The organism is Beijerinckia sp. L45, assembly GCF_009765775.1.
Taxonomy (GTDB): domain Bacteria; phylum Pseudomonadota; class Alphaproteobacteria; order Rhizobiales; family Beijerinckiaceae; genus RH-AL1.
Map to the genome: position 1 here is coordinate 791 of NZ_LMUU01000223.1, position 24,408 is coordinate 25,198.

22 protein-coding genes and 5 pseudogenes are annotated in these 24,408 nt (G+C 59.8%); 19 read left to right on the forward strand and 8 right to left on the reverse strand.

Annotation, left to right across the window (positions count from 1 at the left end; translation table 11 throughout):
* On the reverse strand, positions 1-240 hold a 240-nt coding region (locus GSQ79_RS23735), incomplete at its 3' end, for a hypothetical protein (RefSeq protein WP_210253196.1).
* A 348-nt stretch (positions 241-588) separates the two neighbouring features.
* On the opposite strand from GSQ79_RS23735, the gene GSQ79_RS23740 reads away from it, so the two are divergent.
* Positions 589-1,344, forward strand: coding sequence for a hypothetical protein (locus GSQ79_RS23740; protein WP_158811250.1), 756 nt, complete (start codon positions 589-591; stop codon positions 1,342-1,344).
* A 203-nt stretch (positions 1,345-1,547) separates the two neighbouring features.
* On the opposite strand, the pseudogene GSQ79_RS23745 reads toward GSQ79_RS23740, so the two are convergent.
* A pseudogene (locus tag GSQ79_RS23745) lies at positions 1,548-2,374 on the reverse strand (integrase core domain-containing protein).
* A 166-nt stretch (positions 2,375-2,540) separates the two neighbouring features.
* On the opposite strand from GSQ79_RS23745, the gene GSQ79_RS23750 reads away from it, so the two are divergent.
* Together GSQ79_RS23750 and GSQ79_RS23755 are read left to right on the forward strand one after the other, a co-directional pair.
* On the forward strand, positions 2,541-3,191 hold the full coding sequence (locus GSQ79_RS23750; protein ID WP_158811251.1) for a DUF47 domain-containing protein: 651 nt from the start codon (positions 2,541-2,543) through the stop codon (positions 3,189-3,191).
* A gap of 7 nt (positions 3,192-3,198) precedes the next feature.
* Positions 3,199-4,206 (forward strand): inorganic phosphate transporter, encoded by a 1,008-nt coding sequence (locus GSQ79_RS23755; protein ID WP_158811252.1) that lies wholly within the window; start codon positions 3,199-3,201, stop codon positions 4,204-4,206.
* A gap of 53 nt (positions 4,207-4,259) precedes the next feature.
* On the opposite strand, the gene GSQ79_RS23760 is transcribed toward GSQ79_RS23755, so the two are convergent.
* Entirely contained in the window at positions 4,260-5,027 is a 768-nt protein-coding gene (locus GSQ79_RS23760) for an MgtC/SapB family protein (protein ID WP_158811253.1), read from the reverse strand.
* A 231-nt stretch (positions 5,028-5,258) separates the two neighbouring features.
* On the opposite strand from GSQ79_RS23760, the gene GSQ79_RS23765 reads away from it, so the two are divergent.
* The 4 genes from GSQ79_RS23765 (at position 5,259) to GSQ79_RS23780 (ending at position 8,182) form a co-directional block, all read left to right on the forward strand.
* Complete coding sequence (locus GSQ79_RS23765) at positions 5,259-5,573, forward strand: DUF930 domain-containing protein (RefSeq protein ID WP_246725539.1); 315 nt, start codon at positions 5,259-5,261, stop codon at positions 5,571-5,573.
* A 124-nt stretch (positions 5,574-5,697) separates the two neighbouring features.
* Positions 5,698-6,141 carry an NUDIX hydrolase gene (locus tag GSQ79_RS23770; RefSeq protein WP_158811269.1) on the forward strand — a complete coding sequence of 148 codons (444 nt, stop codon included), beginning with the start codon at positions 5,698-5,700 and terminating at the stop codon, positions 6,139-6,141.
* Between the two features lie 367 nt (positions 6,142-6,508).
* On the forward strand, positions 6,509-7,711 hold the full coding sequence (locus tag GSQ79_RS23775; RefSeq protein ID WP_158811255.1) for an MFS transporter: 1,203 nt from the start codon (positions 6,509-6,511) through the stop codon (positions 7,709-7,711).
* 27 nt (positions 7,712-7,738) lie between these two features.
* Complete coding sequence (locus GSQ79_RS23780) at positions 7,739-8,182, forward strand: GFA family protein (protein WP_174243260.1); 444 nt, start codon at positions 7,739-7,741, stop codon at positions 8,180-8,182.
* Positions 8,183-8,282: 100 nt separating this feature from the next.
* Here GSQ79_RS23780 and GSQ79_RS23785 read toward each other — a convergent pair whose 3' ends face one another.
* Together GSQ79_RS23785 and GSQ79_RS23790 are read right to left on the reverse strand one after the other, a co-directional pair.
* Entirely contained in the window at positions 8,283-9,503 is a 1,221-nt protein-coding gene (locus GSQ79_RS23785; RefSeq protein ID WP_246725540.1) for an oxalate decarboxylase family bicupin, read from the reverse strand.
* Positions 9,504-9,848: 345 nt separating this feature from the next.
* Complete coding sequence (locus GSQ79_RS23790; RefSeq protein ID WP_158811256.1) at positions 9,849-10,091, reverse strand: hypothetical protein; 243 nt, start codon at positions 10,089-10,091, stop codon at positions 9,849-9,851.
* A gap of 242 nt (positions 10,092-10,333) precedes the next feature.
* On the opposite strand from GSQ79_RS23790, the gene GSQ79_RS23795 reads away from it, so the two are divergent.
* The 9 genes and pseudogenes from GSQ79_RS23795 to GSQ79_RS23835 all read left to right on the forward strand — a co-directional run bounded on the left by GSQ79_RS23795 (position 10,334) and on the right by GSQ79_RS23835 (position 17,162).
* On the forward strand, positions 10,334-10,657 hold the full coding sequence (locus GSQ79_RS23795) for a PepSY domain-containing protein (RefSeq protein WP_174243261.1): 324 nt from the start codon (positions 10,334-10,336) through the stop codon (positions 10,655-10,657).
* 1 nt (position 10,658) lies between these two features.
* Complete coding sequence (locus GSQ79_RS23800) at positions 10,659-11,324, forward strand: response regulator transcription factor (protein WP_158811257.1); 666 nt, start codon at positions 10,659-10,661, stop codon at positions 11,322-11,324.
* Positions 11,321-12,670, forward strand: coding sequence for a HAMP domain-containing sensor histidine kinase (locus GSQ79_RS23805; RefSeq protein ID WP_158811258.1), 1,350 nt, complete (start codon positions 11,321-11,323; stop codon positions 12,668-12,670). Before GSQ79_RS23800 ends, GSQ79_RS23805 begins: the two co-directional genes overlap by 4 nt.
* 57 nt (positions 12,671-12,727) lie before the next feature.
* Positions 12,728-13,351: a hypothetical protein gene (locus tag GSQ79_RS23810; protein ID WP_158811259.1), complete on the forward strand. Its 624-nt coding sequence runs from the start codon at positions 12,728-12,730 to the stop codon at positions 13,349-13,351.
* A gap of 116 nt (positions 13,352-13,467) precedes the next feature.
* A complete protein-coding gene (locus GSQ79_RS23815) occupies positions 13,468-13,647 on the forward strand; it encodes a winged helix-turn-helix domain-containing protein (RefSeq protein WP_158811260.1) in 180 nt (59 codons plus the stop codon).
* A gap of 145 nt (positions 13,648-13,792) precedes the next feature.
* A pseudogene (locus tag GSQ79_RS23820) lies at positions 13,793-14,236 on the forward strand (IS630 family transposase); the annotation flags it as partial.
* Positions 14,237-14,411: 175 nt separating this feature from the next.
* Positions 14,412-15,014: a TadE/TadG family type IV pilus assembly protein gene (locus GSQ79_RS23825; protein WP_210253197.1), complete on the forward strand. Its 603-nt coding sequence runs from the start codon at positions 14,412-14,414 to the stop codon at positions 15,012-15,014.
* A 1-nt stretch (position 15,015) separates the two neighbouring features.
* Positions 15,016-15,696, forward strand: a complete 681-nt coding sequence (locus GSQ79_RS23830; RefSeq protein ID WP_158811262.1) for a TadE/TadG family type IV pilus assembly protein — start codon at positions 15,016-15,018, stop codon at positions 15,694-15,696.
* Positions 15,690-17,162, forward strand: coding sequence for a TadE/TadG family type IV pilus assembly protein (locus tag GSQ79_RS23835; protein WP_158811263.1), 1,473 nt, complete (start codon positions 15,690-15,692; stop codon positions 17,160-17,162). Before GSQ79_RS23830 ends, GSQ79_RS23835 begins: the two co-directional genes overlap by 7 nt.
* 298 nt (positions 17,163-17,460) lie before the next feature.
* On the opposite strand, the gene GSQ79_RS23840 is transcribed toward GSQ79_RS23835, so the two are convergent.
* Positions 17,461-19,644, reverse strand: coding sequence for a carboxypeptidase-like regulatory domain-containing protein (locus GSQ79_RS23840; RefSeq protein WP_158811264.1), 2,184 nt, complete (start codon positions 19,642-19,644; stop codon positions 17,461-17,463).
* A 575-nt stretch (positions 19,645-20,219) separates the two neighbouring features.
* Positions 20,220-21,710: a porin gene (locus GSQ79_RS23845; protein WP_158811265.1), complete on the reverse strand. Its 1,491-nt coding sequence runs from the start codon at positions 21,708-21,710 to the stop codon at positions 20,220-20,222.
* A gap of 913 nt (positions 21,711-22,623) precedes the next feature.
* On the opposite strand from GSQ79_RS23845, the pseudogene GSQ79_RS29840 reads away from it, so the two are divergent.
* Positions 22,624-22,853, forward strand: a pseudogene (locus GSQ79_RS29840) (hypothetical protein); the annotation flags it as partial.
* 27 nt (positions 22,854-22,880) lie between these two features.
* Here GSQ79_RS29840 and GSQ79_RS29845 read toward each other — a convergent pair.
* A pseudogene (locus tag GSQ79_RS29845) lies at positions 22,881-23,059 on the reverse strand (nitrate ABC transporter substrate-binding protein); the annotation flags it as partial.
* Positions 23,060-23,477: 418 nt separating this feature from the next.
* Here GSQ79_RS29845 and GSQ79_RS23855 point away from each other — a divergent pair.
* Complete coding sequence (locus GSQ79_RS23855) at positions 23,478-23,732, forward strand: hypothetical protein (protein WP_158811266.1); 255 nt, start codon at positions 23,478-23,480, stop codon at positions 23,730-23,732.
* A 258-nt stretch (positions 23,733-23,990) separates the two neighbouring features.
* Positions 23,991-24,408: pseudogene (locus GSQ79_RS29850) on the forward strand (helix-turn-helix domain-containing protein); the annotation flags it as partial.

A 24,408-nucleotide genomic window follows, 5' to 3' on the forward strand; every position in this document is an offset into this window, starting at 1 on the left:
GATCGGTCCGCAACGGTAGCCGTATCCATACCCGCCACCGTAGCCGCGGAAACCGCGCCCGCCCCGAAAGCCGCCACCCCCGTGGAAGCCGCCACCGTGAAAACCGCCACCATGTCCACCACCGCCGTGGCCGCCACCATGACCGCCGCCCCGTGCGTCAGCCACAGATGGCAGCGCGATCGAGCCGGCTGCGAGCGTAAGCGCCGCGGAGCCGACGATCAGCATTCTCTGGAAGTTCATTTCTCTCTCCACGCGTTTCCCGTCATGTCGTCGTGACCGCCGCTTCGTCCATGAAGCCGGGTTCTCAACGACCAGGTGAGCCAAGGCTTAAGCGGCGGTCGTGGATCAGCAAGCTGGACTCCCCGTTAGGGTTGCCGATACACCTTGATGGAAGGCCGTCCGTGACGAAGAGACGATCTCGATTGATCCTTCCGACGACGAAGATCGTCCCGTAAGGGCCCCCGTGCCATGTGAGATCGATCGCGGTCTCCACCTACCGGCGGGTGAGCGAATAAGAAACTAGGTGGGGACCGGCTCGACGTTCGTGGCGCTGGCGCCTAATCTCCAACGACAGTCCCAGGAGCGCACATGAGCAAGCATCTCCCCATCCTCCTTATCGCGTCGCTCATTGGCGGCTCGATCCTCGCCATTGCGCCAGCCTCGGCCCAGGCGCTCAAGACGGCGAAGCTCTGCGACGACGAATACGCGGCGCAGAAGCCGGCCCTCAAGGCGGCCAAGGAGACGAAGAAGCAGTTCGTGTCGACGTGCCGGACGCTCCCGGTCGGGACCGCGACACCGGTCGGCGGCGTTGCCGCGGCTCCGGCTCCCTCTGCCCCGGCGCCCACCAGACCGGCGGCCACGACCCCTTATGCCGGGACGGTGAAGACGGCGGGCGCCTGCGACGCCGAGTACAAGGCGAACAAGGGCGAGCTGAAGGATGCCAAGGAGAAGAAGAAGGACTTCATCGCAGCATGCCGCGCGCTGCCGCCCGGCACCCTTACGCCTGTCGGGACGGCAGCCATCCCCGCGCCGCCGGCTCCGGCCGCGCCACCGACGACAGAGCGCACAGCGCCCCAAGCTCCCGCTCCTACTCCTGCACCCGCAGCCCCGACCCAACGCGCGCAGCCCGCCCCCGCGCCGTCGGGCGCCAACCAGTTCCCGGCTGAACCAGGCGCCAAGGCGCGGTGCCCCGGCGCCACGGTCGTGTGGGTCAACACGAAGTCCAGGATCTACCACTTCGCTGGGACGAAGAACTACGGGAACACCAAGGACGGAGCCTACATGTGCGAGACCGACGCGACGGCGGAGGGCGACCGGGCTTCCAAGACCGAGAAGCACCCGTGAGGCTTCCCGCGAAGGCCTGCCCCGTTGTCGGCGCACTGCTGCACATGAAGGTAAATGCGGTCGCACTCGATACGCAGGCGTCGTAAAGCGATCACCAGCTAATCCGCCGCTCGACTTTCGGGACCTCGGCCTTCGGATGTCCGGAGACGTCGGTCTCGCCGGTGCCGACTGGCCGGTCCCCACTGAGTGGTCTGATGTCTATGTTAGTTCATGGCGGGCCGGAGCGCGAGGGCTGGTGTGGCCGGCGTAGCTGGTCCGGGTTGCGCAGCCGGCCACACCAAGGCTTCAGGCGCGGGTTGTCGGTAGGCGAGCGATGAGTGCGGGCGGATCGCGTTGTAGTGCTGCCGCCAGCACTCGATGATGACCTGCGCTTCCTTCAACGAGTAAAAGATCTCGCCGTTGAGAAGCTCGTCACGAAGCTTCGCGTTGAAGCTTTCGTAGTAGCCGTTCTCCCAGGGGCTTCCTGGCTCGATGTAAGCGGTCTTCGCTCCCACGGCCACGATCCACTCCCGAACCGACTTTACCATCCAACCGGTACGACGCAGCATCGCCGTGATGCGGCGGTAGCCGTAGCGGCCATATTGGAGGGCGAGCGCGACGATGTCGGCGGTGAGTGCCGCCTCATCGTCACGGGTCTTCGGGATCTTGCGTTGCGTGGAGCGATGCTGGCCGAGAGCCCGGCATGCGAACCGCTCCGAGACGCCGTGCTTGGCAACGACCGTGTCGATACAAGCGCGACGACGGGCGGGGCTCAGAAGTTTCCCGAGGCGGCCTCTTTCAGGATCAGCTTTTCCAGCGTCAGATCCGATACAGCACGTCGGAGCCGAGTGTTTTCAGCTTCGAGCTCCTTCAACCGTTTAACCTGGTCGCCCTTCAAGCCGCCGTACTCCTGACGCCACCGATAGTAGGTGACCTCCGTCACCGCGATTGAACGGACGGCCTCAGCAACGGGCTTACCCTGTGAGACCAACACATCGACCTGGCGTAACTTCGCGACGATCTCTTCCGGCTTATGTCTCTTATTCGGCATCTATCGATCCTCCTCATGGCAAAATGCCATACTTCAGGGAGGACCACTTCAGAGGGGGCAGGCCACCTATTTAGCCGCACCAGAAAGCAGCCGGTAGGCGCCTTTCCTTTTGGCGCCTACATAATCTTCGCGTAAGGCAGCGAGCCTATCTAAGGGAGGAGCGCGGATGCTCGACTGGTTTAGATCTTTCTTGCCTAAAGAGGATCGCTTCTTCGACCTTTTCGAGCAGCACGCTGCTTTGGTCGCTGCGGGTGGCGACAGCCTCAGAGCCGCACTTTATGAGGCGTCCTCCTCGGAGGCTTTGAGACACCTTGCTGCGGTATCTGCTCGTGAGGATGAAGCCGACACCGTCGCGCGCGAAGTCATGCTGGCAGTTCGGCGGACTTTTATCACGCCGTTCGATCGCACCGCAATTATAGCGCTTATCGGATCGCTTGACGACTCGATCGACGAGATGAAGAAGACCTGCAAAGCGATCAGGGTTTTCGAATACACGCACTTCGAACCGGAAATGAAAGCGATCGCTGATCGGATCGTCGCCGCCACGCGTATTGTCCAAGAGGCGTTGCCGCTGCTTCGCTCGGTGGGCACAAATGGCGCGCAGATCGGTGACATGGCCGACCGTATGCACAAGATCGAGGATGAGACCGACGACATCTACGATGCCGCGCGCACACGCCTATACAAGCTCAAGGGACCAGATCAACCCGCAGAGTTCTGGGTGGCCTCCGAGATCTTGAGCCACCTAGAAAGTGTGGCCGACAAGCTCGAAGACGTCGTCAACCAGATAAGTGAAGTCGCGATCGAGAACGCTTGAGGTTCGGATGAACGCGGCAACATTGTCTCTTCCGCTGCTGGCGGGCTTGGTCGGCATCGCGCTTCTCTTCGACTTTCTGAACGGCATCCATGACTCGGCCAATTCCATCGCCACTGTCGTGTCGACGCGGGTTCTCAAGCCGCACTACGCGGTGGCCTGGGCGGCCTTCTTCAACTTCATTGCCTTCTTCTTTTTCGGGCTTCATGTCGCGAAGACGTTGGGGAGCGGCATCGTCTTGACGTCCCTCGTCGATGCGCCGGTGATCTTTGGGGCGTTGATGGGGGCCATCACGTGGAACGTCATCACGTGGGTGGGTGGTATCCCATCGAGCAGTTCGCACGCCCTGATCGGTGGCCTAGTCGGCGCCGGCGTTGCCAAGGGCGGCATCGTGGCCGTCCTCTGGGGAGGCCTCGGACCGACGATCCTGGCCATCGTCCTCTCGCCGATGCTCGGATTTGTACTGGCGCTGGTCCTGGTCTTTATCACCACATGGCTCGCCCGCCGGTCGATTCCCGCAAGAGTCGATCGCACGTTCCGCCGGCTGCAACTGGTGTCGGCGTCGCTATACTCGCTTGGCCATGGCGGCAACGATGCGCAGAAGACAATGGGGATCATTGCGATCCTCCTCTATTCGCAGGGGATCCTCGGGCACGACTTCTACGTGCCTCTCTGGGTCGTCCTGTCTTGTCAGAGCGCCATGGCACTTGGCACGCTTCTCGGCGGCTGGCGCATCGTCCATACGATGGGATCGAAGATCACGCGGCTGACCCCGATGCAGGGCGCCTGTGCAGAGACAGGGGGTGCCATCACGCTCTTTGCCGCCACCTGGCTTGGGATCCCGGTTTCGACGACACATACCATCACGGGGGCGATCGTCGGCGTCGGGTCGGCGCGACGGACGTCCGCCGTCCGGTGGGGCGTGGCGCGAAGCATCGTCTTCGCTTGGTTTGTGACGATGCCGGCTGCGGGCTTGGTAGCGGCGATCTTCTACTTTGTGGCTGCTAAGTTCGCCTGACGTGCTCACCTTGGGGATGGGCGACCGAGCCGCACGGTTGCGACGTTGTTTGGTCAATCGAGAGACCCGTCGTGCTCAGCCGAACCGACCCGCATTACCCCTTCCAAGCTGCTCAATCTCGCGACAAGATGGCCGACCGGGCTCTTGCCTATGACGTGCATGGTGAGAGCGACGACGCTCGGCGCCGACTCCACGGTTTGGCCCTCTCGGTCCGCAAGGTCCTGCGCTTCTTCCGGGAGCTGGGCGCTTCCGCGCTCGACGTCGAGATGGTCAATGCTGAAACGCATGGCTGTACAGGCAACGAGTATCGCCTGGAGCCGGTTTTCACCCTCCGCATAGACGATGCGCAGGTTTGCGGTCCGTCGCTGGTCGGGCAAATAGGTGATCAGTTTGGGAAAGACGAGCATGATGATGAAGTGCCCGACCGTCGTCGCGACAGCCAGGATCGGCAGACCGGCGCCACAAGCCATGCCCAGTGCGGCTGTCAACCAGACGGATGCCGCTGTTGTCAGGCCTTTGACGGCGTCTCGACGCATGAAGATCACGCCACCGCCAATGAAGCCGATGCCGGAGACGATCTGAGCCGCGACCCGCGACGGATCGACGACGACACGACCATTGTCGAGCACGTCCATGAAGCCGTATTTCGAGATCAGCATGAACAAGGCCGCGGAAACGCCGACCAGCGTGTTCGTCCGCAGGCCGGCCGCTTTCTGCCGTATCTCACGCTCGACGCCAACTAGCGCCGAGAGCACGAAGGCAAGACCGAGTTCCTGTAGTTGAAGCCACCCCTGACCCGTTAAATTGAAAATCCCCCACATGTACTGAATCCGTTTCTCTTGCCTCGCCTATTATCGGCGGCCGTTGAAGGTCACGCAACGTTACTGCTATGACGCTGAGCAGTGGTGTGGACGTAGCGCCGCCGCTATGAGGAACGTCCGCCCAAGGGCTTTAGAGGGAGAATTATGAGGTTTGCAGTTATAACTGCGCGGTGTCTCAGCGCTTCTATCTTCTTTGCCATGGCGCATTCGACCCACGCCATGGACGCTAGAGTGGCTAAGACGCTTATGAAGGTAGACTCCGATACTCGCCTTGAGCAGGTCTGCGACATCGAAGCCATGCATCGGGTCGGCAAGGAGATTGGCTTGAAACCTGATCGCGCAAAGAGCGACATCAGCATCCATCCCTTTCACCAGGGCGATACTATGAAAGCGCCTGGGGCAGCGTTCCGAAGCAAGGGGCTTTGGTATGCCCTTTCCTTCGAATGCACCGGCACCCACGATCATCTGGGCGTTTTGGCGTTCTCCTTTAAAGTCGGCAAGCTCATACCGAAAAACCGGTGGGCAAATTTAGGATTGTGGGGCTGATCGGTAGCTGCAACGATCTAGGACCGGAATACTCGCGCTTGGTTGTGACCGACAGTTGCGGGTCATCACATTGTCCTCCAACCTCGCGAATCATCAGTGAAGCTCTGTTCGCGAGACTGCCGCTATCGCCAAGCTTACCGAAACAGGAACGACGCACCTTCAAGTCGGAGCGCTTCCGCTTCGTCGCGACGCGGAGCAAAAGACTTCCGTTCTTCTCATCACCTCTAGGACGACGCGTCGCTGGACCATTCCAAAGGGGTGGCCGATGAAAGGGATGAAAGACCATAAAGCGGCTGAGCGAGAGGCGTTGGAAGAGGCTGGGGTCGTCGGACGCATCGGCAAGGAGCCTATGGGTACTTATGAGTACTGGAAGCGAGGGGACGCAGCCTTCTACCTTTGTAAGGTGACCGTGTACCCGCTGGATGTCCGACAACAACTCACCAAATGGCGTGAGAGGGACCAGAGAGACACCAAGTGGCTCAGCGTTGAGGAGGCCACTGTTCTGATTGAAGAACCAGGCCTTCGAGGCATTATAGAACGGCTTGGAACCGTGCCACCCACAACATAAGCCGTCAAGGGCCGTTCAACATCCCCGGCGGTCAATCGCCTGCCGACAAACCACGTAAAGCGTTTTGAAACGTTTGAAGGTAAAGAGGCCCTAGCCAAGTGCGGTGTTCCCCCATCGCTGCGGTTAGAGCCGTCAATCCCCCCCAAAGGTTGGCGGCTCGCCCTTTCTCGGGAATATTGCGGCCGACTAGCCTTGATCGTGAACGGTCGGCGCCTAGACCATCTCCATGTTCAAGACGCCATAAGGTTGCGACACGCTTCCGCGTGTTGGCTGGAGGTGTGAGGAAAGCTCACAGGTTCTGTGACAAGACGTAGACTTTCGCCGATTAGCATACGGGCGTAATGCTGGCCAAGAGGTAAAGGTTGAAATGCATGTAAATGGCGTATCCGATACAGTTCACGTCAACGTAGCGACAGGGACGCCATCGAAGTCGCGAAACTTGCTGGTGGCATGCGTCGCTCATGCGATGCATGACGGGTATACCGATGGCATTTACGCCTTCCTGCCGGTCTGGCAGACACAGTTCGGCCTATCCTACGCTGGGTTAGCAATCATGCGTGGCCTCTACTACGGCACAATGGGCGGGCTGCAGTTGCCAAGCGACAAGCTTTCGCGTCGGCTTTCACCGCGTGCAGCCTTGGCGCTTTCGACCTTCATCGCAGCCGCCGGCTTCCTGATCATGGCTTTGCCTGTCGGCTTCCCTGGCCTTTGCCTCGGACTCGTGGTCGCCGGATTAGGATCAAGCATCCAACATCCTCGGGGATCCCTGTTGGTCTCCGATACCTACGGGAAAGCGTCGCGCGGGCCGCTCGGCGTCTACAACTTCTCGGGCGATCTCGGTAAGGCTGTATTGCCGGCCATCGCTGCCCTGCTGTTGCCGATCCTCACTTGGCGCCCGGTTATAGGGATGATGGGAGTCCTCGGCTTGATCGCGACCCTCGCGCTTCTGTACCTGGCACCTACGGAACCCTCGACGAGGACAGCCACGACAAAGAAGACAATGGTCGACCGAAGCCGCTCGGGCTTCGGCCTTCTGACCGTAATCGGCGCGTTTGATACCTCAACACGCATGGGTTATCTGCTTTTCCTTCCGTTTCTTATTCATGGTCGTGGCGGGACGTCGGCGACCGTGGGGCTTGCTCTCGCTCTCCTCTTCATTGGCGGCGCGCTCGGCAAAGCGACCTGCAACTGGCTTGAAGGGTACATGGGCGTGGTTGGGGCCGTCATTGTGACCGAAGCCGCAACGGCATTCCTGATCGCGGTCACGCTGTTCACGCCCCTGACGGCAACGCTTATCATCCTTCCAGCGCTTGGGGTCGTCCTCAACGGGACATCGTCCGTGCTTTACGGAACGGTGCCAGAGCTTGCCCCGCGCGGCGATACCGGTAAAGCCTTCGCCATCTTCTACACCAGCGTGATCGGATCGGGCGGTGTCGCGCCTATCGTTTATGGAGCAATTGCTGATCGTAGCAGCCAGACGGTTGGCATCCTCGCCGCAGCGGCGACCGCTGCGATGATCATCCCCCTGGTTTTGGCGCTGCGACCACACCTGAGGCCGCCCACCGCTTAAGAGAGCGGCTTCGGCGACAACAGTCCGATCTGCACGAGAGATAACAAGGCGAATGGGACGAACTATCGGATTGGCCACTGCCATTGCGGCGCCGTGCGCTTCGAGGCGACGCTCAGCGACGGCTTCAAAACGATCCGCCGCTGCACCTGTTCATACTGTCGGATGCGCGGTGCCGCTGTTGTCATGACAGGAACAAGTGGCATCAAGGTCCTGGAGGGCGAGAATGCCCTGACAAGTTACCGCTTCAACACGGAATCTGTGCAGCACTTCTTCTGTTCTCGCTGCGGAATATACACACACCATCAACGACGCTCGGACCCAAGGAAGTACGCAGAAAACGTTGCTTGCCTGGTCGGGGTAAGTCCATTCGATTTTCATGAAGTACCTGTCGTGGATGGCATCAACCATCCGAACGACACCGGCAGGGAGGCAAGTCTCGCGGGTACCCTCCGCTTCATGCCGGCCGACTAACCATTAATCCGATCCGGTGACCGATCAGCTATAATGCGAAACGCCGCCTGAAAGGGCGGCGTCTGCCTTGCGGGTATTTAGTTCGATCGATAGTGCGGTCTTACCCGGGAACGACGGGGGACTTCTTCTTCTGCAGCGCGTCCATGAACTGCTGGCTTAGCTTCAGATGATCCTGCACTAGCTCCGGCGGGGTCAGGGCAAGCCATTGATTGAGCGATAGGTCAGCATAGTAGCTGCTCTTGAACATTTCGAGGAAGCGGAGCGGGGTCGTGCCCGTGTTTTCGATATAATGCCCCATCGCAAAGGGCACATAGCCGACGTCACCCGCTCGGAAGTCGAATGTGCGGGCTTGGCCAGAGGTGGCGAACACGCCCATGCGACCTTGACCTTCGATATAGTACTGCCATTCATCGGAATTGGGGTGCCAGTGAAGTTCGCGGAGACCGCCTGGTTCGATCTCGACCAACGCTGCAGCGATGTTTTTCGAAGCCGGAAAGTTGCTAGCGTCGGTGATACGAACCGTGCCGCTCTTCGTCTTGATCGGCTCCTGCGCAAGCATTTTATGGCTGAACGACTCCGGTACCGGAGACGCCCCCATCAGTTTGTTCGGCCCGAGCGGGCCAGGTACCGGAGCCTTGAAGATGTAGAGTTGGCTCGGATCTGGTGTGTTGCTGACCAGGTCGGCGGAGACGCCGAAGTTCTTGGCGAGGACTTCGTTCGGCACATGCTTGAACCAGTCGCTTAATAGGAAGGTGCTATCTTCATCGAAGCCGCCGCTATCGAAAACAAGAAGGAATTCGCAACCATCGGGCCCAAGACCCTGTATCGAATGTGGAATGCCTGACGGGAAGTACCAGAGATCTCCGACCCCAATATCGTCGACGAAGCTGCGACCTTGCGCATCAATCGCCGTGATACGGGCATTGCCGTATAGCATGTACGCCCATTCGGCTTCCTTGTGCCAATGCAGCTCGCGAATGCCGCCAGCGTTGAGGCGCATGTTGACGCCAGCAATACTTTTGGAAGCACCAAGCTCGCGTTCCGTTACCTGGCGCGTCCAACCGCCGCTTTCCTGGCGGATGTGTGAGTCCGAATAGCTAAACCGAAGGTTTGGTAGCGTGCCGTGATCAGTCGAGGGCGGATTGATCATGTTGGGGTTTTCACCCGCGCGCACTGGATCATTTGGTCCGGGATCCGTGCCGCCGATGCCAGGTTTGCGGCTCGGCTGGCTATCTGCCGCCGCCGCTACGCGAACGCTCATCAAGCCGCCCAAACCTACCGCCATACGGCCGATAAGACCACGTCTATCCGTTAAAAACATCTTTGCTTTCCCTTTCAATTCCCTGCGCGACGACTAGATGCTCTCGCTCCAGAAGCCGGTAGAATTCTAGCGATTTTGTATGATATCATACAAAGTTGATTGTGCAGCCAAGCCACTCTTCGGCCTATTATGCCAGTGGCGCCGAAAGCCATTTATGTCTCTGTTCAATCGAATTTATCGACGCCGAATGTTGATGCCGGACGTCCTGATTAGTTCGACTGATTAGCTGCAAGCGCTCGACGCGTGGATTTTTGCTGACTGTGCCATGAACGTTGATTGTGGCAGTGACAGCAACTGTGGCTGGCCTGCAGTCTGAGTAACAGCGGCTTCATAGGAACAACCGTCTCAATGGGCACATCCCGTCTCCAGCTTGTCTAGGAATTTCAAAGTGTGGCTCGTGTATTCTCCAAGCATGTTTTTCTCCGCATGAGGCAAGCTGTGAAACAAAACGCTCAATTCGAGCTTGCACTGGCGGAGGGCGCGTGCCGAAACTTCGGTGCTATAGAGATACTGCTCTTCGTTCGATAACCGGTCCCGGAGCTTCTCGATCCTGGCGAGGTGAACGAGAAGGTCTTCCATCATGCGCATCGTGTGTCTCCGAACCATCGTCGTGTTGGACGGCGGGGCAGGGGGCTCCCCCAAGCCAATCCGAACGAGAGATTAGCAGTCGATGCAGGTCAGAAATCCATGGCTGTCAGAATCGAATGATCGCCTGAGCACCCTGCTTCTAGAGTCGACGTAAAACTTAAGCATTCTTGCATTCTCGACGTTGGTTGCTCGATCCTTTTGCACTTCCAGCCCACGTTTTCCTGATACGCTCTGTCAGCAAAATGTCAGTTGACGGCGGGTATCCGTGCTATCATGTCCAAAATGTTCGGTGCCCTGGTTCTCGTCGCGATGCTAGCCATAGCACCGTCCGGGCTGCCACGAGGGGCGAGGACGAGGCGCGTTGGGCTTTGGAGCGCGGCGACATTCGTCCGCTCAGTCAGATTCTTGATGTCGCGCGAAAAATTGTGCCGGGCGACGTGGTCAAAGTCAGTCTCGGGCACAATGAGGGTCGGTGGACTTACCAGATCAGGATCCTGACGGAGAAAGGGGAGCGAAAGGAGGTCGAGATCGATGCAAGCTCGCTTAGCGTCCTGGAGGTAAACTGACGTGCGAGTTCTGGTTGCAGAAGACGAGCCACGGATCGCGGCCGACATCAAGCGGGGCTTGGAACGCGCCGGCTTCGTCGTCGACTGCGTTGGAGACGGGCATGGGGCTTGGTTTCGGGCAGACGTTGAGTCCTACGATGCCCTAGTCCTCGATCTGGGATTACCTGAACTCGACGGACTGAGCGTCCTGCGAAGACTGCGGGAAGCGAACAACCTCGTTCCAGTCGTCATTTTAACGGCCCGCGACGGCTGGCGAGAACGAGTCGATGGCATCAATGCTGGCGCAGACGATTATCTTTCCAAGCCATTTCGGATGGAGGAACTCGTGGCGCGCCTCAATGCCGTACTGCGGCGATCAGCGGGGCAGGCCTCGGCCGTAGTGCGCGTTCGCGATTTCGAAATTGACTCACGCTTGAAGCTCGTGCGCGTGGCCGGCGAGGCGCTGTCGCTGACGCCTCTTGAATATCGGTTGATCGCCTATCTTATCCACCGCCTCGGCGACATCGTTTCGGCTGGCGAGTTGCTCGACCATGTTTATGAAAGCGGCACAGACCGTGATGCCAACGCTATCGAGGCGCTCGTGGCTCGAATTCGCCGCAAAGTCGGCCCGGCGTTGATCGAGACTCGCCGGGGCCATGGTTACGTCATATCGGCCGCGCCAGAATGACGCGCGGCTCGCTCCGCGTTCGTCTCAGCCTAGCGGCGGCGGCGCTGATCACGTTAGCGCTGATCGTCGGCGGGGCGGGCCTGTTCCTAATTTTCGATGCGGCCCTCGACCGCCGCACGTCAGACGAACTGAACCATACGGCTAGGCTGCTGGCTGGCGGTGTCGGGTTCAACGCGCAGGGCAACCTGACGGTTGAGCAGAAGCCCGCCGATCCGCGTTACGCCGTGCCGTATGGGGGTTTATACTGGCAGATCGACAGTGCTGGCAAAGAGCCACTGCGATCGGCGTCACTGTGGGACAAGACCATGGCGCTCCCTGGCATCCCGACGGCCCATATGCAGCACCACGTCACGATTGACTTGCCGGGCGTGAGCAAGGGCGCTCTAATCGCCGTCGTCAGAACGGTGCAGATCGCGTCGGCCAGAGCACCGCTGGTCGTCATCACCGTTGCCATGGACCGAGACCAGCTGGTGGCGAGCCGGGACATGGTGTTCTGGCTTTTGCCGCCATCGCTTCTGGCCCTCGCACTGTCTTTGACGCTCGCCATGGCGGCGTTCGTACATCGGGCGCTAAGCCCTTTTCGAACACTAAGGTCCGATCTCAGCAAGGTGCACAAGGGACAGGATGAGAGGCTCCGCGGCACATACCCCTCCGAGGTCCAGCCGCTCGTCAACGACCTGAACCGCCTTGTTAGCCAGCAGGAGAACGCTTTAGTTAGGGCGCAGGCTCAGGCGGCGGACATGGCCCACGGTCTCAAAACACCTTTGGCAGTCCTCAATGCGCTCGCGCGTCACATCGAGGACAATCAGCCTGCTCTGGCGGCGGAACTCGACGAGCAGTCCGAGGCCATGCAGGAGCAGGTCTCGAGAACCCTGGCACGCGCCCGGACGACCAGCGCGACGGGGTTGCAGGATCGCCGCACGCTCGTCGAGCCCGTCGTGACGCGCCTCGTCTCGGCGATGAAGCGCCTGCAGAACGCTAAGCAGCTGACTTGGCGGGTCGAGGTCCCGCCGGGCGCGGTCTATTTCGGCGCCGAAGGCGATCTCCTGGAAATGCTGGGCAATCTCGTCGACAACGCGCGGAAATGGGCGCGCCAAGAGGTGAACATTACAGTCGTTACGTCGCTTCGCGGCGGGTCGATCACTATCGAGGACGACGGACCGGGCATGTCACCCGCCGAGATGTCGGCGATCTCAAGAGGGCAGCGTTGGGATGAGGCCGTCTCGGGGACCGGCTTCGGCCTCGCGATTTCCCTGGATCTAGCGCTTGCGACCGGAAGCGAATTTCTGTTGTCGCCTGGAAACGTCGGCGGTCTCCGCGTTATGATCGTGTGGGGTGCTGCTTAACGGTCGAGACCCTAAGCCCCCCGCATCGCGCGACAGGCGGCAGCCGGAGGCTTGATCATGAAAAAGCAGACGGCAGTGATTGCCGCCGCATGGGCCTTGGCATCGATCCAGGCAAGCGCCCAAACCGCGCTGAACATGCCAATTCTGAAAGGGCCCGCGCCGGTGACTGTGCTTCCCAAGAGTTATGCGGGCCGCGCGGTACTGGCTGCGAATTACACCGTCACGGGTGGCATTCAAACTAGCACGATCCGGCAAGCGACCTTACTGCCCTTCGACCGCCAGCAGCAGCTCGCGCTGCGCGACGCTTTCATCACCGACGGCAATCTTGCCGACCTTGTGGACGGGTTAGGAACGACGCTCGGGGCCGCCTACCAAGCGCCAGCGCATTATCTGGACCGCGAGCGCTTTACCAGCGTCGCTCCGTCCGTCGCCGACCTCATCGCCTATGCCAATGCGACGACCAGGGCGGATTCCGCCGCCGCCAAAACTTTTCTCGGCAGCGGCACGATCGATGGCAAGCACCCGGCTTCGGACGAAGCTATGGCAATCTTTCGGGCAATGGCGGCACGCCTGACCCCTTCGGCCAAGCTACGGCCATCCGGCCGGTCACAGGCGCGAGCGTCAAGGAAGCCGCCATCACGGATTTTCAGGCGGCGCTCAGAGCCGCCCAGACCGACCTGACCAAAGTCCTCGAAGCAAACTGCGGGAACACGACCCAAATGTGCGCGGAGGAGGACGTCGGCCGCTAGCCGGGACAACCCTCTCTTCTCAATGACGCGCATCGGAGGGCGCTGGCGGTGACCGTCGAGAGCGGGCCGATCCCCGCCATTCATGGCGTGGTCCGGTGGCGGATCGCTGATCTTTGCCACTGGCTCTTTGACGAGTTCGGCCTCTCGATTTCCGAGCAGATCATGAGCCGGGAGCTGCGCGCCATGAACTATCGCAAGCTTTCGGCCCGTCCCCGCCATCACGCGTAGGCCGAGGGGGTGATCGAGAGTTTTAAAAGTTTCCCACCCTCCTGGAGGAGATTGCTCGCGAAAAAGGCGATCCATCCCAGATAGAAATTTGGTTTCAAGACGAAGCGACGAAGCCCGCATCGGCTAAAAGAACAAGCTCACGCGCCGCTGGGCTAAGCGGGGCACGCGGCCCAGCGCGCCGCAAGACCAGCGTACCGCTTCGACCTACATTTTCGGCGCGAGCTGTCCGCGCGAAGGCGAGGGCGCCGCGCTCGTCATGCCGCGCTGCGATACTCAGGCAGTGTCTCTGCATCTGGTCGAAATATTCCGTGAAATTGCGCCGGACGCCCGTGCAGTCCTAATCGTCGACCAGGCCGGCTGGCACCTATCGAGCAAGCTCGCCGTGCCAAACAACATCACGATCATTCCGCTGCCGCCGAAATGCCCCGAACTCAATCCCGCCGAAAACCTCTGGGAGTTCATGCGCGACAACTGGCTGTCGAACCGCGTCTTCACATCCTACAACGATATTGTCGGCCACTGTTGTGACGCCTGGAATAAGCTCACCGCCCAGCCATGGCGCATCATGACCATCGGACTGCGCGATTAGGCTCACAAATGCTGATCAGCGCAGGTTGGTATAAGGGCCCGCGACCAACCTGCAGCATCACGCAAACTTAAGATGTAGCATATACACCAACTAGGCAGTCACGGGCTGCGGTCTCGCGGGCAACCGGACGAAGCCGTAGCAGTCCTTCGCAGAGCGAAACCTATTAGGCTTCGAAATGGCTATGTTTTATCTCAGCGGCAAGTCAACGACGAAGATATCGGATTTCTTGATCGAAGCCCGCGGCACGACCGCCGTGGAATTCGCTCTGGTGGCGCCCTTGCTGTTGCTGACCATCTTCTTCATCCTCTCGGTCGGGTACATGATGTTCATGGCGCAGGCGCTCGACTACGCCACCCAGAAGTCCGCGCGCCAGATAATGACCGGTCAGGTTCAATCGTCGAGTCTGAATCAAACGCAGTTCCGCACGCAGGTCGTGTGTCCCCTGCTGCCGTCGATGTTCAATTGCAACAACGTCATTGTCAACGTCCAGGCAGTGGCTGTCGTCGATGGAAGCTATCCAAACGAATATTACGCGTTCCTAAACGCATCGCAGACCGGTCTTTCGATCCCGCCGTTGGCGAATGCGCAGACGAATTATTGTCCGGGTCAGCAGCAGGGGTATGTCTATCTGCAGGTTCTTTACCCGGTAAGTATTTTCCTAAGCTTCCTGTCAGCATCGTCGGTTGCCACAACCTACCTCGGCCAGAAGGTCTACTTGATCATGTCGACGGCGACGTTCCTGAACGAGCCGTTCGTAGCGCCGGCATCGAGCTGCTGACATGGCCAAGCTCCCGATACAGACGCTCCGCAGCAAGCTAGGGAAATTCGCAAGCGAAACGTCGGCGATCGCCGCCGTCGAATTCGCTATCGTCATGCCGATGCTCATCATCTTGATCGTCGGCGGCGCCGAGACCGCTCGCTTCATCACCACGTCGCGCAAGATCACGAATCTTTCGAGCTCGATGGCGGCCCTCTTGGCTGAACGTACGACGGCCGTGGCCCTCAATGACCTTATGTTCACATTCAACTCGACCTTGGTCACCTTCCCCCAGATCCTGAAGGATGCTGCCGCAAACGGCGTCCCCTGGCAGTACGATATTGGGGTCACCCTCTCGAGCATCAGGTTTACGCCGACGGTAGCGGGATGCGCGTCGGGTTGCACCTACAAGGCGAGCGTGATCTGGAGCGCCGGCTCGACGGGCCAGCGTTCATGCATCGTCCCGCCCTCGTCGACGCCGGACGCGACGTCGCCATCCCTTTCGACCCTCCCGCAGGATGTCTTCACGTCCGGCACCATCGTCGTCGCGGACGTTAGCTTCACCTATAGGCCAGTATTCGGCAGTCGCTTCGTTCCTACCGCCGTCCTTAAGCGGTCCGTCTACCTGCAGCCACGCTACATCGGCGAAATCGACTTCGATGCGTCCGGGGGCGGCCTCGGTAGCCTCGGCAAGGTTTGCTAAACGATACGAAGCGCGACACACCGGAGGAAGACAGCATGCTTAATGGTTTGGTGCAAAATATTCATGCTTTTCTTCGCGACCGCGCGGCGAACGTTGCCCTGATCACGGGTTTGGCTGCGGTTCCGCTGGTTGGGTTGTTGGGGTTTGCCATCGACTATAGCGTCGCGCTCTCCGACAAGGCCAGGCTGGATGCGGCCGCCGATGCCGCAACCATGGTTGCCATCACGACCGCTAAGAACATCATCAATGCGCAGAACGGGTCGCTCACGTCCCCGACGGATGCCGTCAGCGTGGGCGAAGCTCAGGGATTGAAAGCCTTTAAAGCCAATGCTGGCTCGGTCGCCTTCGCCAGCGTCCCGACGCCTACGATCACGGTGACGCCGTCGGGCGGCGGCAAGACGTTGACGGGAAAGGTGACCTACGCAACCCCGATCACCAACAACTTCAGCAAGATCCTGGGGATCGCGACGACGCCGGTGAAGGGCACGTCCGTTTCGACGCTAACGTTGGCTCGTTACCAGGATTTCTATCTTCTGCTCGACGTCTCGGGGTCGATGGGGCTGCCTGCGAACGCCAGCGGTCAGAATGCGCTCCAAGCCATCAATCACGATGACGACTCTTCCGACGGCTACACGGGATGCCAGTTCGCCTGCCATTTTTCCGGCTACTCCGGATACAATTTGGCGAGAAGCAATTCCATCCAACTCCGCGCTGATGCCGTCGCGAATGCGGTTTGCCAGTTGCTTCAGACTGCGCAGACTCAGGAAGCCAATGCAAGCGTCGGGCTGCCACAGCAGTATCGCGTTGGCATCTACCCGTTCATCGTCAACATGGGAACCTTCTACTCGATAAGCACCGATCTCGCCACGGCGAGGCAGAACGTCATCGGTAATTCCAATCCATGCTCCGCATCAAATCCGACATCGGCGATCGGCAATTTGCTCGACAGCGGCGCGTCAGCGCCGGTTGGGACCTTGACTGCCGATACCAAAAGTCTGGGGAGCGGCGGGACGCATTTCGACACGGTGCTTTCTGAGATGAGCACCACGATTCCCGACTCTGTCGTGGGCGACGGGTCGACGACATCGTCGCGGCAGCCTTTTGTCTTCATCGTCACCGACGGCATGAACAACTCGCAGACATATCCATTCACGGGATCGAATCCACAGCCGATGGGCAGCCCGTCACCGGCAGCGTCGGTTTGCAGCGCTCTGACCAACCGGACAGTCAATGGCAATAAGATAACCGTGGCTGTTCTCTACATCCAGTATACGGCGCTGACCTACAAACAGGATCCTTGGGGCGAGAACGCCGCGACCAATATCGCGATTCCAAATGTTCCAACCGCATTGCAACGGTGCGCCTCTCCTGGCTACTACTTTCCCGCGACCACACCGGCGGAGATAAATACCGCGATGCAGACGATGTTCGCGCAAGCGACGCAGATTGCGCGCATCTCGCAATAGCGATTATCCGCCAGCGTCACGATGCCTTCCTCGCCGCGGCCAAGGGGATGGGTGTAGCGCTCGGCGCAAGCTGGCGCGACGCCGATACGAACTTCGACGCGCTTCTGTGGCCTCACCTGCCAAGTCGTGTCGAGCGGGGTATGACCGATTATGCGATCGACACCCAAGTAGGACGATCTCGATCGCGAGGATTGGAGGTCTGTGGTCTTCTTGTTTGCCTCAAACCTGGTGATAGATGGGGGATGTCACCTGCTATACCGGCACCGACGAAGAGGTTGTCGGCGCTGTTCCGCTAGGATCACCCCGCAAGTGGATCGGGCCGAAGTTGAATTTTGAAGACTTTCGGCTGGACGCCCTTTCCGCCCTCGCCATGGAAGTTCGCACGGCTTCCAGACGTTGTCCAAAGGCCGCGGCCCTTCCAGCCGGCGCCCGCGTTGTCGATACGGCCGTCCACGTTCTTGGTAAAGAAGCCAAGGGGGTAGGGAACGCGGATGTTTATGAATTTGCCATTGACGAGGGCAAGCAGCTCCTCGCCGCCGTTGGCCGAGGCAATCGGCACGTTGGCGCCGAGACCGAGGACGTTGAAGAGGTCGACCCAAATATAATAGGCGTGGTTGGCGCTGCCGTTCGCGTCGGCTCCTTTGAACTGCGGGCCGGGCATCCGGTAGAGTGTCCAACCCTCCGGGCAGAGCTTGCCCGTCGCCGCCTCCGGTCCCTCGATCAGCTCTTTGCACTTGGTCCGGTCGAAGCTCGCGACATGGCCGCTTGAAAGCACCGTCCAAGCGACCCCGTTCAGGTCGACGTCGACCCCTCGCGTCCCAAAGGAGCCCTCCGGCGGCTGGAAGATCTCCGACACCGCGGTGTGGGTCGGGTCCTGACCTGGGATCACGCGGACGAGATAACTCGGCTGGTCCATGCGCGAAAACCCCGGTCCCATGGATTGCCCCCAGACGACGTCGCCTTTCGGGCTAGGCATCACGCCATAGAAGGCTGCACGAACCCACTTGTCCTTGCCTGGTTCGACGGGCTGTTCCGGGGTCACGAAGGGCACCCGCATCTCTTGACCCGCCGTATTGGTGACGATCGGCGTCCATCCCTGCGATTGCACCTCGTCGTGCGTCTCGTCGAACTGCTTCGTATCGACCCATCCGACGACACCGCTTTGCGGCAGTCCGGCGCTGAGCCACAGCGTGTCCTTCTTGTCCCATGCGAATGTCAGGTGCTGCGTCGTGAAGCAGGTGTCGATCAGGCTCCATTTTTCCGTTTTGGGATCGTAGACGGACAATTGCCGAAACGATTCCTTGAGCGGCGCGACATCCGCCGACGGCATCGCTGAACCATCCTTGCAGCGTGCGGGGTCGTCGGTCCCACGAATGCGCGCCGTGAACCAAACGCGACCCTTCTCGTCCATCATCGGGTTGTGGTTGCTCGTATGGCCGTCCCAGATCTGTTCGTCGCCCCAGAACTGCGACGTGCCGTGCGGCACCTCCAGGCTGCTTGGGGTGTCGGCATCCCGATAGGGATGCTTGATCAGCTTCGTAGTGTTGTGGATCGGGTCGAGGACCGGGACGTAGTCCGAGCTTTCCTCAGGCGATCCGTAGATCAGTCCGTTGGCGTTGACCGTTGGATCTCGCTTGTCGGTCGAGATGGCGTCGTGAAGGTAGATCTTGGGCGTCGCCCAGTCCCACAGCGTTACAACGAAGTTTCGCTCGATCCCCGCCGGGCGCTGCGGCTTGTCGAAAGGCAGCTCGCCGTTCTTGATGCGGTCCGTCCAATCCGCGAACATACGATAGGCGCGGTCGGGACCGATGCTGCCGATCGCGACAGCCATGTAGCTCATCGCCTGGCCCGACTGGACTCGGCGAGCCCACCAGTCGGCCGAGCTCTCGCCCGGCTCAGGCGCCGTGCGAGGCAAGCGGAGTGTCACGGTGCCGAGGCCATGGCAGGACTGGCACATGTTCTTCATCGTATCGATCCAGTCCGACTGCCGATGCATGTTCGCCGGCATCCCGGTCGGGCTCTTGTCCGAACCGGGGAACTCGCTCGTCGGGGGGACGTCGATCATCGAATACCAGTACATGCCGGGGTAGTACTGGGCTGCCGCGGCGGCGTTCGGCGCGATCTTCGCGGTCAGATCGAGACGCTGGCCCAGACGCGCATCACGCTTGTCCGAATCGACGAGCCCATAACCGCGAACCCAGATTTTGTAGGTCGCGGCAGGGAGATCCGGCACAAGGTATCGTCCGGCATCGTCTGTCACGACGATCTTGGCAAACTTCGTCGGAAGATCCGTCGTCTCAGCGATGACCCAGACGCCAGCTTCCGGCCCGGTCGGACCGCGGACCTCGCCGCCGATCGCGGCCGCCCCGACAACGACTTTGGCCGGCTCATGTGCGTGAACGGGAACGGCCGCTGTCTGCCCCGACAGAAGCGCGAGTAAAAGAATGACGGGTCGATACGTGATGCCGACAAAGTCCATCATCGTGCATTCCAAACATCGTCTGTATCGGATTCAGCGGGCCGGTCGCACTTTCTATGCTTAGAGCGTCCTCTTCAACAATGATTTCGCTGATTCGGGTCACAAGTTGGCGGACAACCCCTTCACGCGCCGCAGGTGATCGGTATCGCGTCCTTTTTATCGGGCGTGTCTGCTCGTGCTCATCAACAGCGCCATTCGGCTGACAAGCGAAGTGGCGCGCGATACCGATCACGCGGATGCGGAGCTTACCTTAGCAAGTCTCAAAGTCGCTGGCCGCTATTTCGCATTGACACCGCATGGCTCAAATAAGCTGCGCAAAGCCGCCGCGAAATCGGAGCGCGAACCGAAAGCTTTCTCTTCGGAAGAGCTTCAGTTCTCTAGACATTTCGAAGTTCCCGTGCCCACTGAGTCTCGAACGCCTCGAGCCAGTCCCATTAGCATCAGGTTATAAACGGCGATTACCTTAACTCAAGCAACGAAAAAGCCGGCTACGAGAGGGGCCGCCTGTTTCCGAGACGTCATAAGGGACACCGCACGAGCCGCTGTGAAGAACGGCCTCGGTACAACGGTTTTTTCTTCTAGAACTGGAACCGGGCGCCGACCATTGGGTCGATTGTATTGGTCGCAGCGCCAGTGGTGCCGTTGGCAACGGGGGCATAGCCGTTTGCGAAACCGCCATGGACGACGCCATACATGGCACCCGCGTAGACATCGAAGCGCTTCGAGAAGCGATAGTCGATAAGGACGGATCCAGCGTCCTGCGTGCCGGAGCACGTCGCCGAAATCAAACGTGACGAACAACCGGCATTGGCACCGACGGCGTAGCTGTTCTGATTATAGTGGTAGTAGGCGCCGATCAGATCGATGTTGTCGCGGAACGCATATTTCACGCCGCCCCAAAAAATATTGACGATTCTGTTCTTGGTCGTCGCCGAGCCGAAAGCGTTATTCGTCACGGTCGCGAGCTGCACACCTTCCGCAGGCGAACCATTAGCCAACGGATTTTCCGGATTCTCGAACCGGATATTCTCAAAGCCCGCGTAGAACTTGAACCGGTCGATCTTGTAGCTGGCAACCGCCATGACGGCGTAGTTGTCAGAAACGGTGCCGTTCAACTGATTGACGTTTGTGGGCGTAACGAGCCCCGCTCCGATGCTGGAGGTGGTCACGGAATCCTTGACAACGTTATAAATGACGTCGGCCGAGAAACCCTGGTATTCCCCGCCGAACTGCGCGGCATAGGCGTTACGGTTAGAGTTGCCGAACTCGTCGAACTTGTACATGCCCGCGGCGCGGAACGGGCCGAAGTTGACACGATACTTCAGCGCGTCGCCCTGGCGAGCATCTTCGGTGTTGCCGCCTCCGGGGGTCATTCCGGCGAAGCCGATCAGTGAGAAGGCGTTCGAGGCGCTCATCGGATCATAAGCGATGACGGCGTCGAGCGTCAGGGCGTTCTGGCGACCGAAGGTAAGCGTGCCGAACGTTGACGAACTGAAACCGCCGTAGGCCTGACCATTGTCGATCTGGCCATTGCGGCTGGAATCACCGCCGGACGTGCGCGAACTCGCGACGACGCCATTGTTCAAGACTTGTGCCTTATTGCCATTCGAAATCACGCCACTTGTCGGCACGAATGTCGTCTGCAAGTTGAAGACGAAGTTGAGGCCTGGGGTGATCTCCTCGACGCCCTTCACACCGAAGTTCGAATAGCTCAGGGAGTTCGGCATCAGGCCGACCTGCGTGTGCGAGTTCGCGGCGTTCGGAGTGTAATTACGGCCAGGGCCATATACAGAGCTGAGCGGCGCGCCGTGGCTCTGATAGCCGACGCCGAGGTCAACGCCGCCATACATAGTAATGCCGTGATAAGTCAGCGAGCCATCCTTGGCGGGCAGACCGATGCTGTTCATGGCGCGGGCGAGTGGCACGAGCGGAGCCGCTAGGTCGGCTGGCGGTGCGTAGGGAGCTTCAGCCTGAGACGCCGCCGCCTCGATTGCCACAACCCGCCGCTTGTGACGCATTGCGACCTTCTTGGCTCCAACGTGGTGCTTGGCCGCCTTCGGCGTTGACATTTGCGATTCGCTGGCGTGCGCGCTGCTAGTAACGATGCTTATGATAGCCGCTGTCGAGATAATGAGCCTATGCACGAACGCTCCCCCTATTTTTTTGGCCGAATAAAACACTCATGCGCGTTTTTCCGTGCTCTAGAGGCTGAATAGCCCTTACCTATATGCGCCGCCAGTCAATAGGGCTCTATAGAGCATTAATAGGGCAAGAGTGTTGCTATTACGCCGATTTGAGTTGTCGCTATGTCGAAAAGACTATGCGGCTTCTAGCACCCAAGGGGCTGCTCGTCTTGACAAGACCAAATCTCACATCAGTCGGTCTAGTACACTCTGACCAGCGTATGACCGGTCGTCTTAGAATGCGGTTTACCATTGTCGAGTTTCGAAACTGCACCCGCCTGCACTTTACAAAAAAGAGCAAATCTTATTGCAGCGCAGCATTTGCTGCGAGTTAGGAAGATTTGCTTTCTAAGCAGTCACCATCTCTGCTAAGTCGATTGTTGGCTGAGAAGAAGATCCCCAAAGTCCCCCTTCAAAGCCGGGCCGCCGTTCGACACCGATTTCGATGTCGAACGGTCGCCGCTTCAGCCCGAGGCGACAGCATGCCGGGCCATGCAGACGAGCCGAGCGTTCTGGAATCGATTTAATTCTGATCCTGCTTCAGCAGGTGCTCCCGGGCGTCGGCTAGGCCGCCCGTCTACGCTTACGGAAATCTAGAGGGCTTGGTACGGCAGCCTCGGAAGTTGCTGCTTGCAGCATCGGAGGCACGCCTTCCGACAATCCAGTTCGCGTTCCCGCGCCCGTCGGGCCTCGAGGTCCGAAAAGCTCTCGCCTGCGCTTCGAGATTGGCCTTGTCCGCCGACGGTCGATACGGCGTGGCGGGAGGGAGGCCAACGATGCGGGCATCGTTACGGCGGCCGGCGTCGGCGGTCTGCTTGCAAGCCTTGGCTTGCTCGCCATTCCGGGCGTCGGACCGTCGTCGCGGCCGGATGGTTGGTCGCGACCGCCGTCGGTGCTGGAGCCGCAGCGCTCGTTGGCAGCGCAGCGGGCGGCAGCGTCAGTTCGGTGACGCATGCGAGTTCCCGATAGCGGCGCCGACGTTGTGCGGAGGGCATACGTCGCGGCGGGACGCTCGTGCCGGCTCGGGTGCACGCGCGTCATGTGGATATGAGCCTGCTGATCGTCGACGAAGGCCGCGAGGTCAATATCCTGATCCGTCTTCTTCAGGAGCTTCAAGGTCTCGAAGGCAGTCTTCACCGCCTGGCGGTACTCCGGCTTCAGGTGTAGTCACGGGTCTGCAGACCGAGCGGCCCGTGGAACAGATAGACCACCTCGGCTTCGACCCCGGTCGTCTTGGACGTCTCGGGGTCGATGGGGCTGCCTGCGAACGCCAGCGGTCAGAATGTGGTCCAAGCCATCAATCACGATGACGACTCTTCCGACGGCTACACGAAGAGGCGCGAAGGGCCAGGTAGTAGCGGCGAAGGACGAAAGACTCGACGGCAGGCCAGAAGCGGCCACCCATGACGGGATCAATCCGCGAGAGGCCATCACGTTCAAGCATGATCGCTTTCGCCCGCCAGTCCGACGAGGCTTGGCCGACCCTACGCACGATCTCGGCCTTGATGGTACTCACTATGCCCCATAATTCGCTGCCCAATATTGAATCGTGCATGAATGTTCTTCATCAAGGGATGGTGAACATATTTAATAACTCTTGCAGCCAGTTCCGATGGGCTGTACGTTTATCGCTTCCTGAGGGGGGATTTGCATATGGTCAAAGCTGTTGATCTGGACGTTTTTGACGCCGAACAGGCCCATGCCGTGAAGAAGATCTATTCTAAAATTAGTCTAGACTTGAGTAAACACGGCGCTTTAGACGAACGTACCCAAGATTTATTGGTTGGTTCGATTATCAATGAAGCGAAAACGCACGTCGGGGCCGGTAACACCATCCGGTACCCGCACGATGTCGAAGCGATCGCCTCGAAGGTGCATGAAGAGCTGTTTGGTCTTAGTTCGCTGTAGTGCTGTATGACTGAGGCGAGCTCGATGATCTTATGCGCGGCGCCGCCGTTGCGACGATCACGCCGACTAGCGGTCGTCGGGATGATCCAGATCGTCAGGGGGTATCTAGTGCACTGACAATGTCAGAGGATTCACAGGAGCCTGCAGATCTGCGAGTCTGGCGTTATGGCTCAGACAGTTTCGGTTTTACCTCCTCTTGAAGATCGTGTGCGACTCGAAGGCATCGAGAAAGACCGCCGCCGCGCGCTGAAGCATGTGTTGCGAGCGCGCGTCGTGTTGTTGTCGGCGCAGCGCCTGCCGGTGCTTGAAGTGGCCAAGCGTGTGGGTGTGAGCCGCCCTATGGTATGGCGATGGCAACGCCGCTACGCGGAAGAAGGCGTCGAGGGGTTGCTGCGCGACAAGACCCGGCCACCGGGCGTCGCCCCGACATCGAAGGATAAAGTCCACGCGGTCGTCGCGTTGACGCTTAAGACGCCGCCGGGCGGCGTGACGCACTGGACCGGCCGTGCGATGGCGAAGGCAAGCGGCCTGTCGCTCCGTACGATCCAGCGGATCTGGGCAGACCATAAGCTACAGCCGCATCGGGTGCGCACGTTCAAACGCTCGACCGATCCGCATTTTGCAGCCAAGCTCGACGATATCGTCGGCCTTTACATCGACCCACCCCGTCACGCGG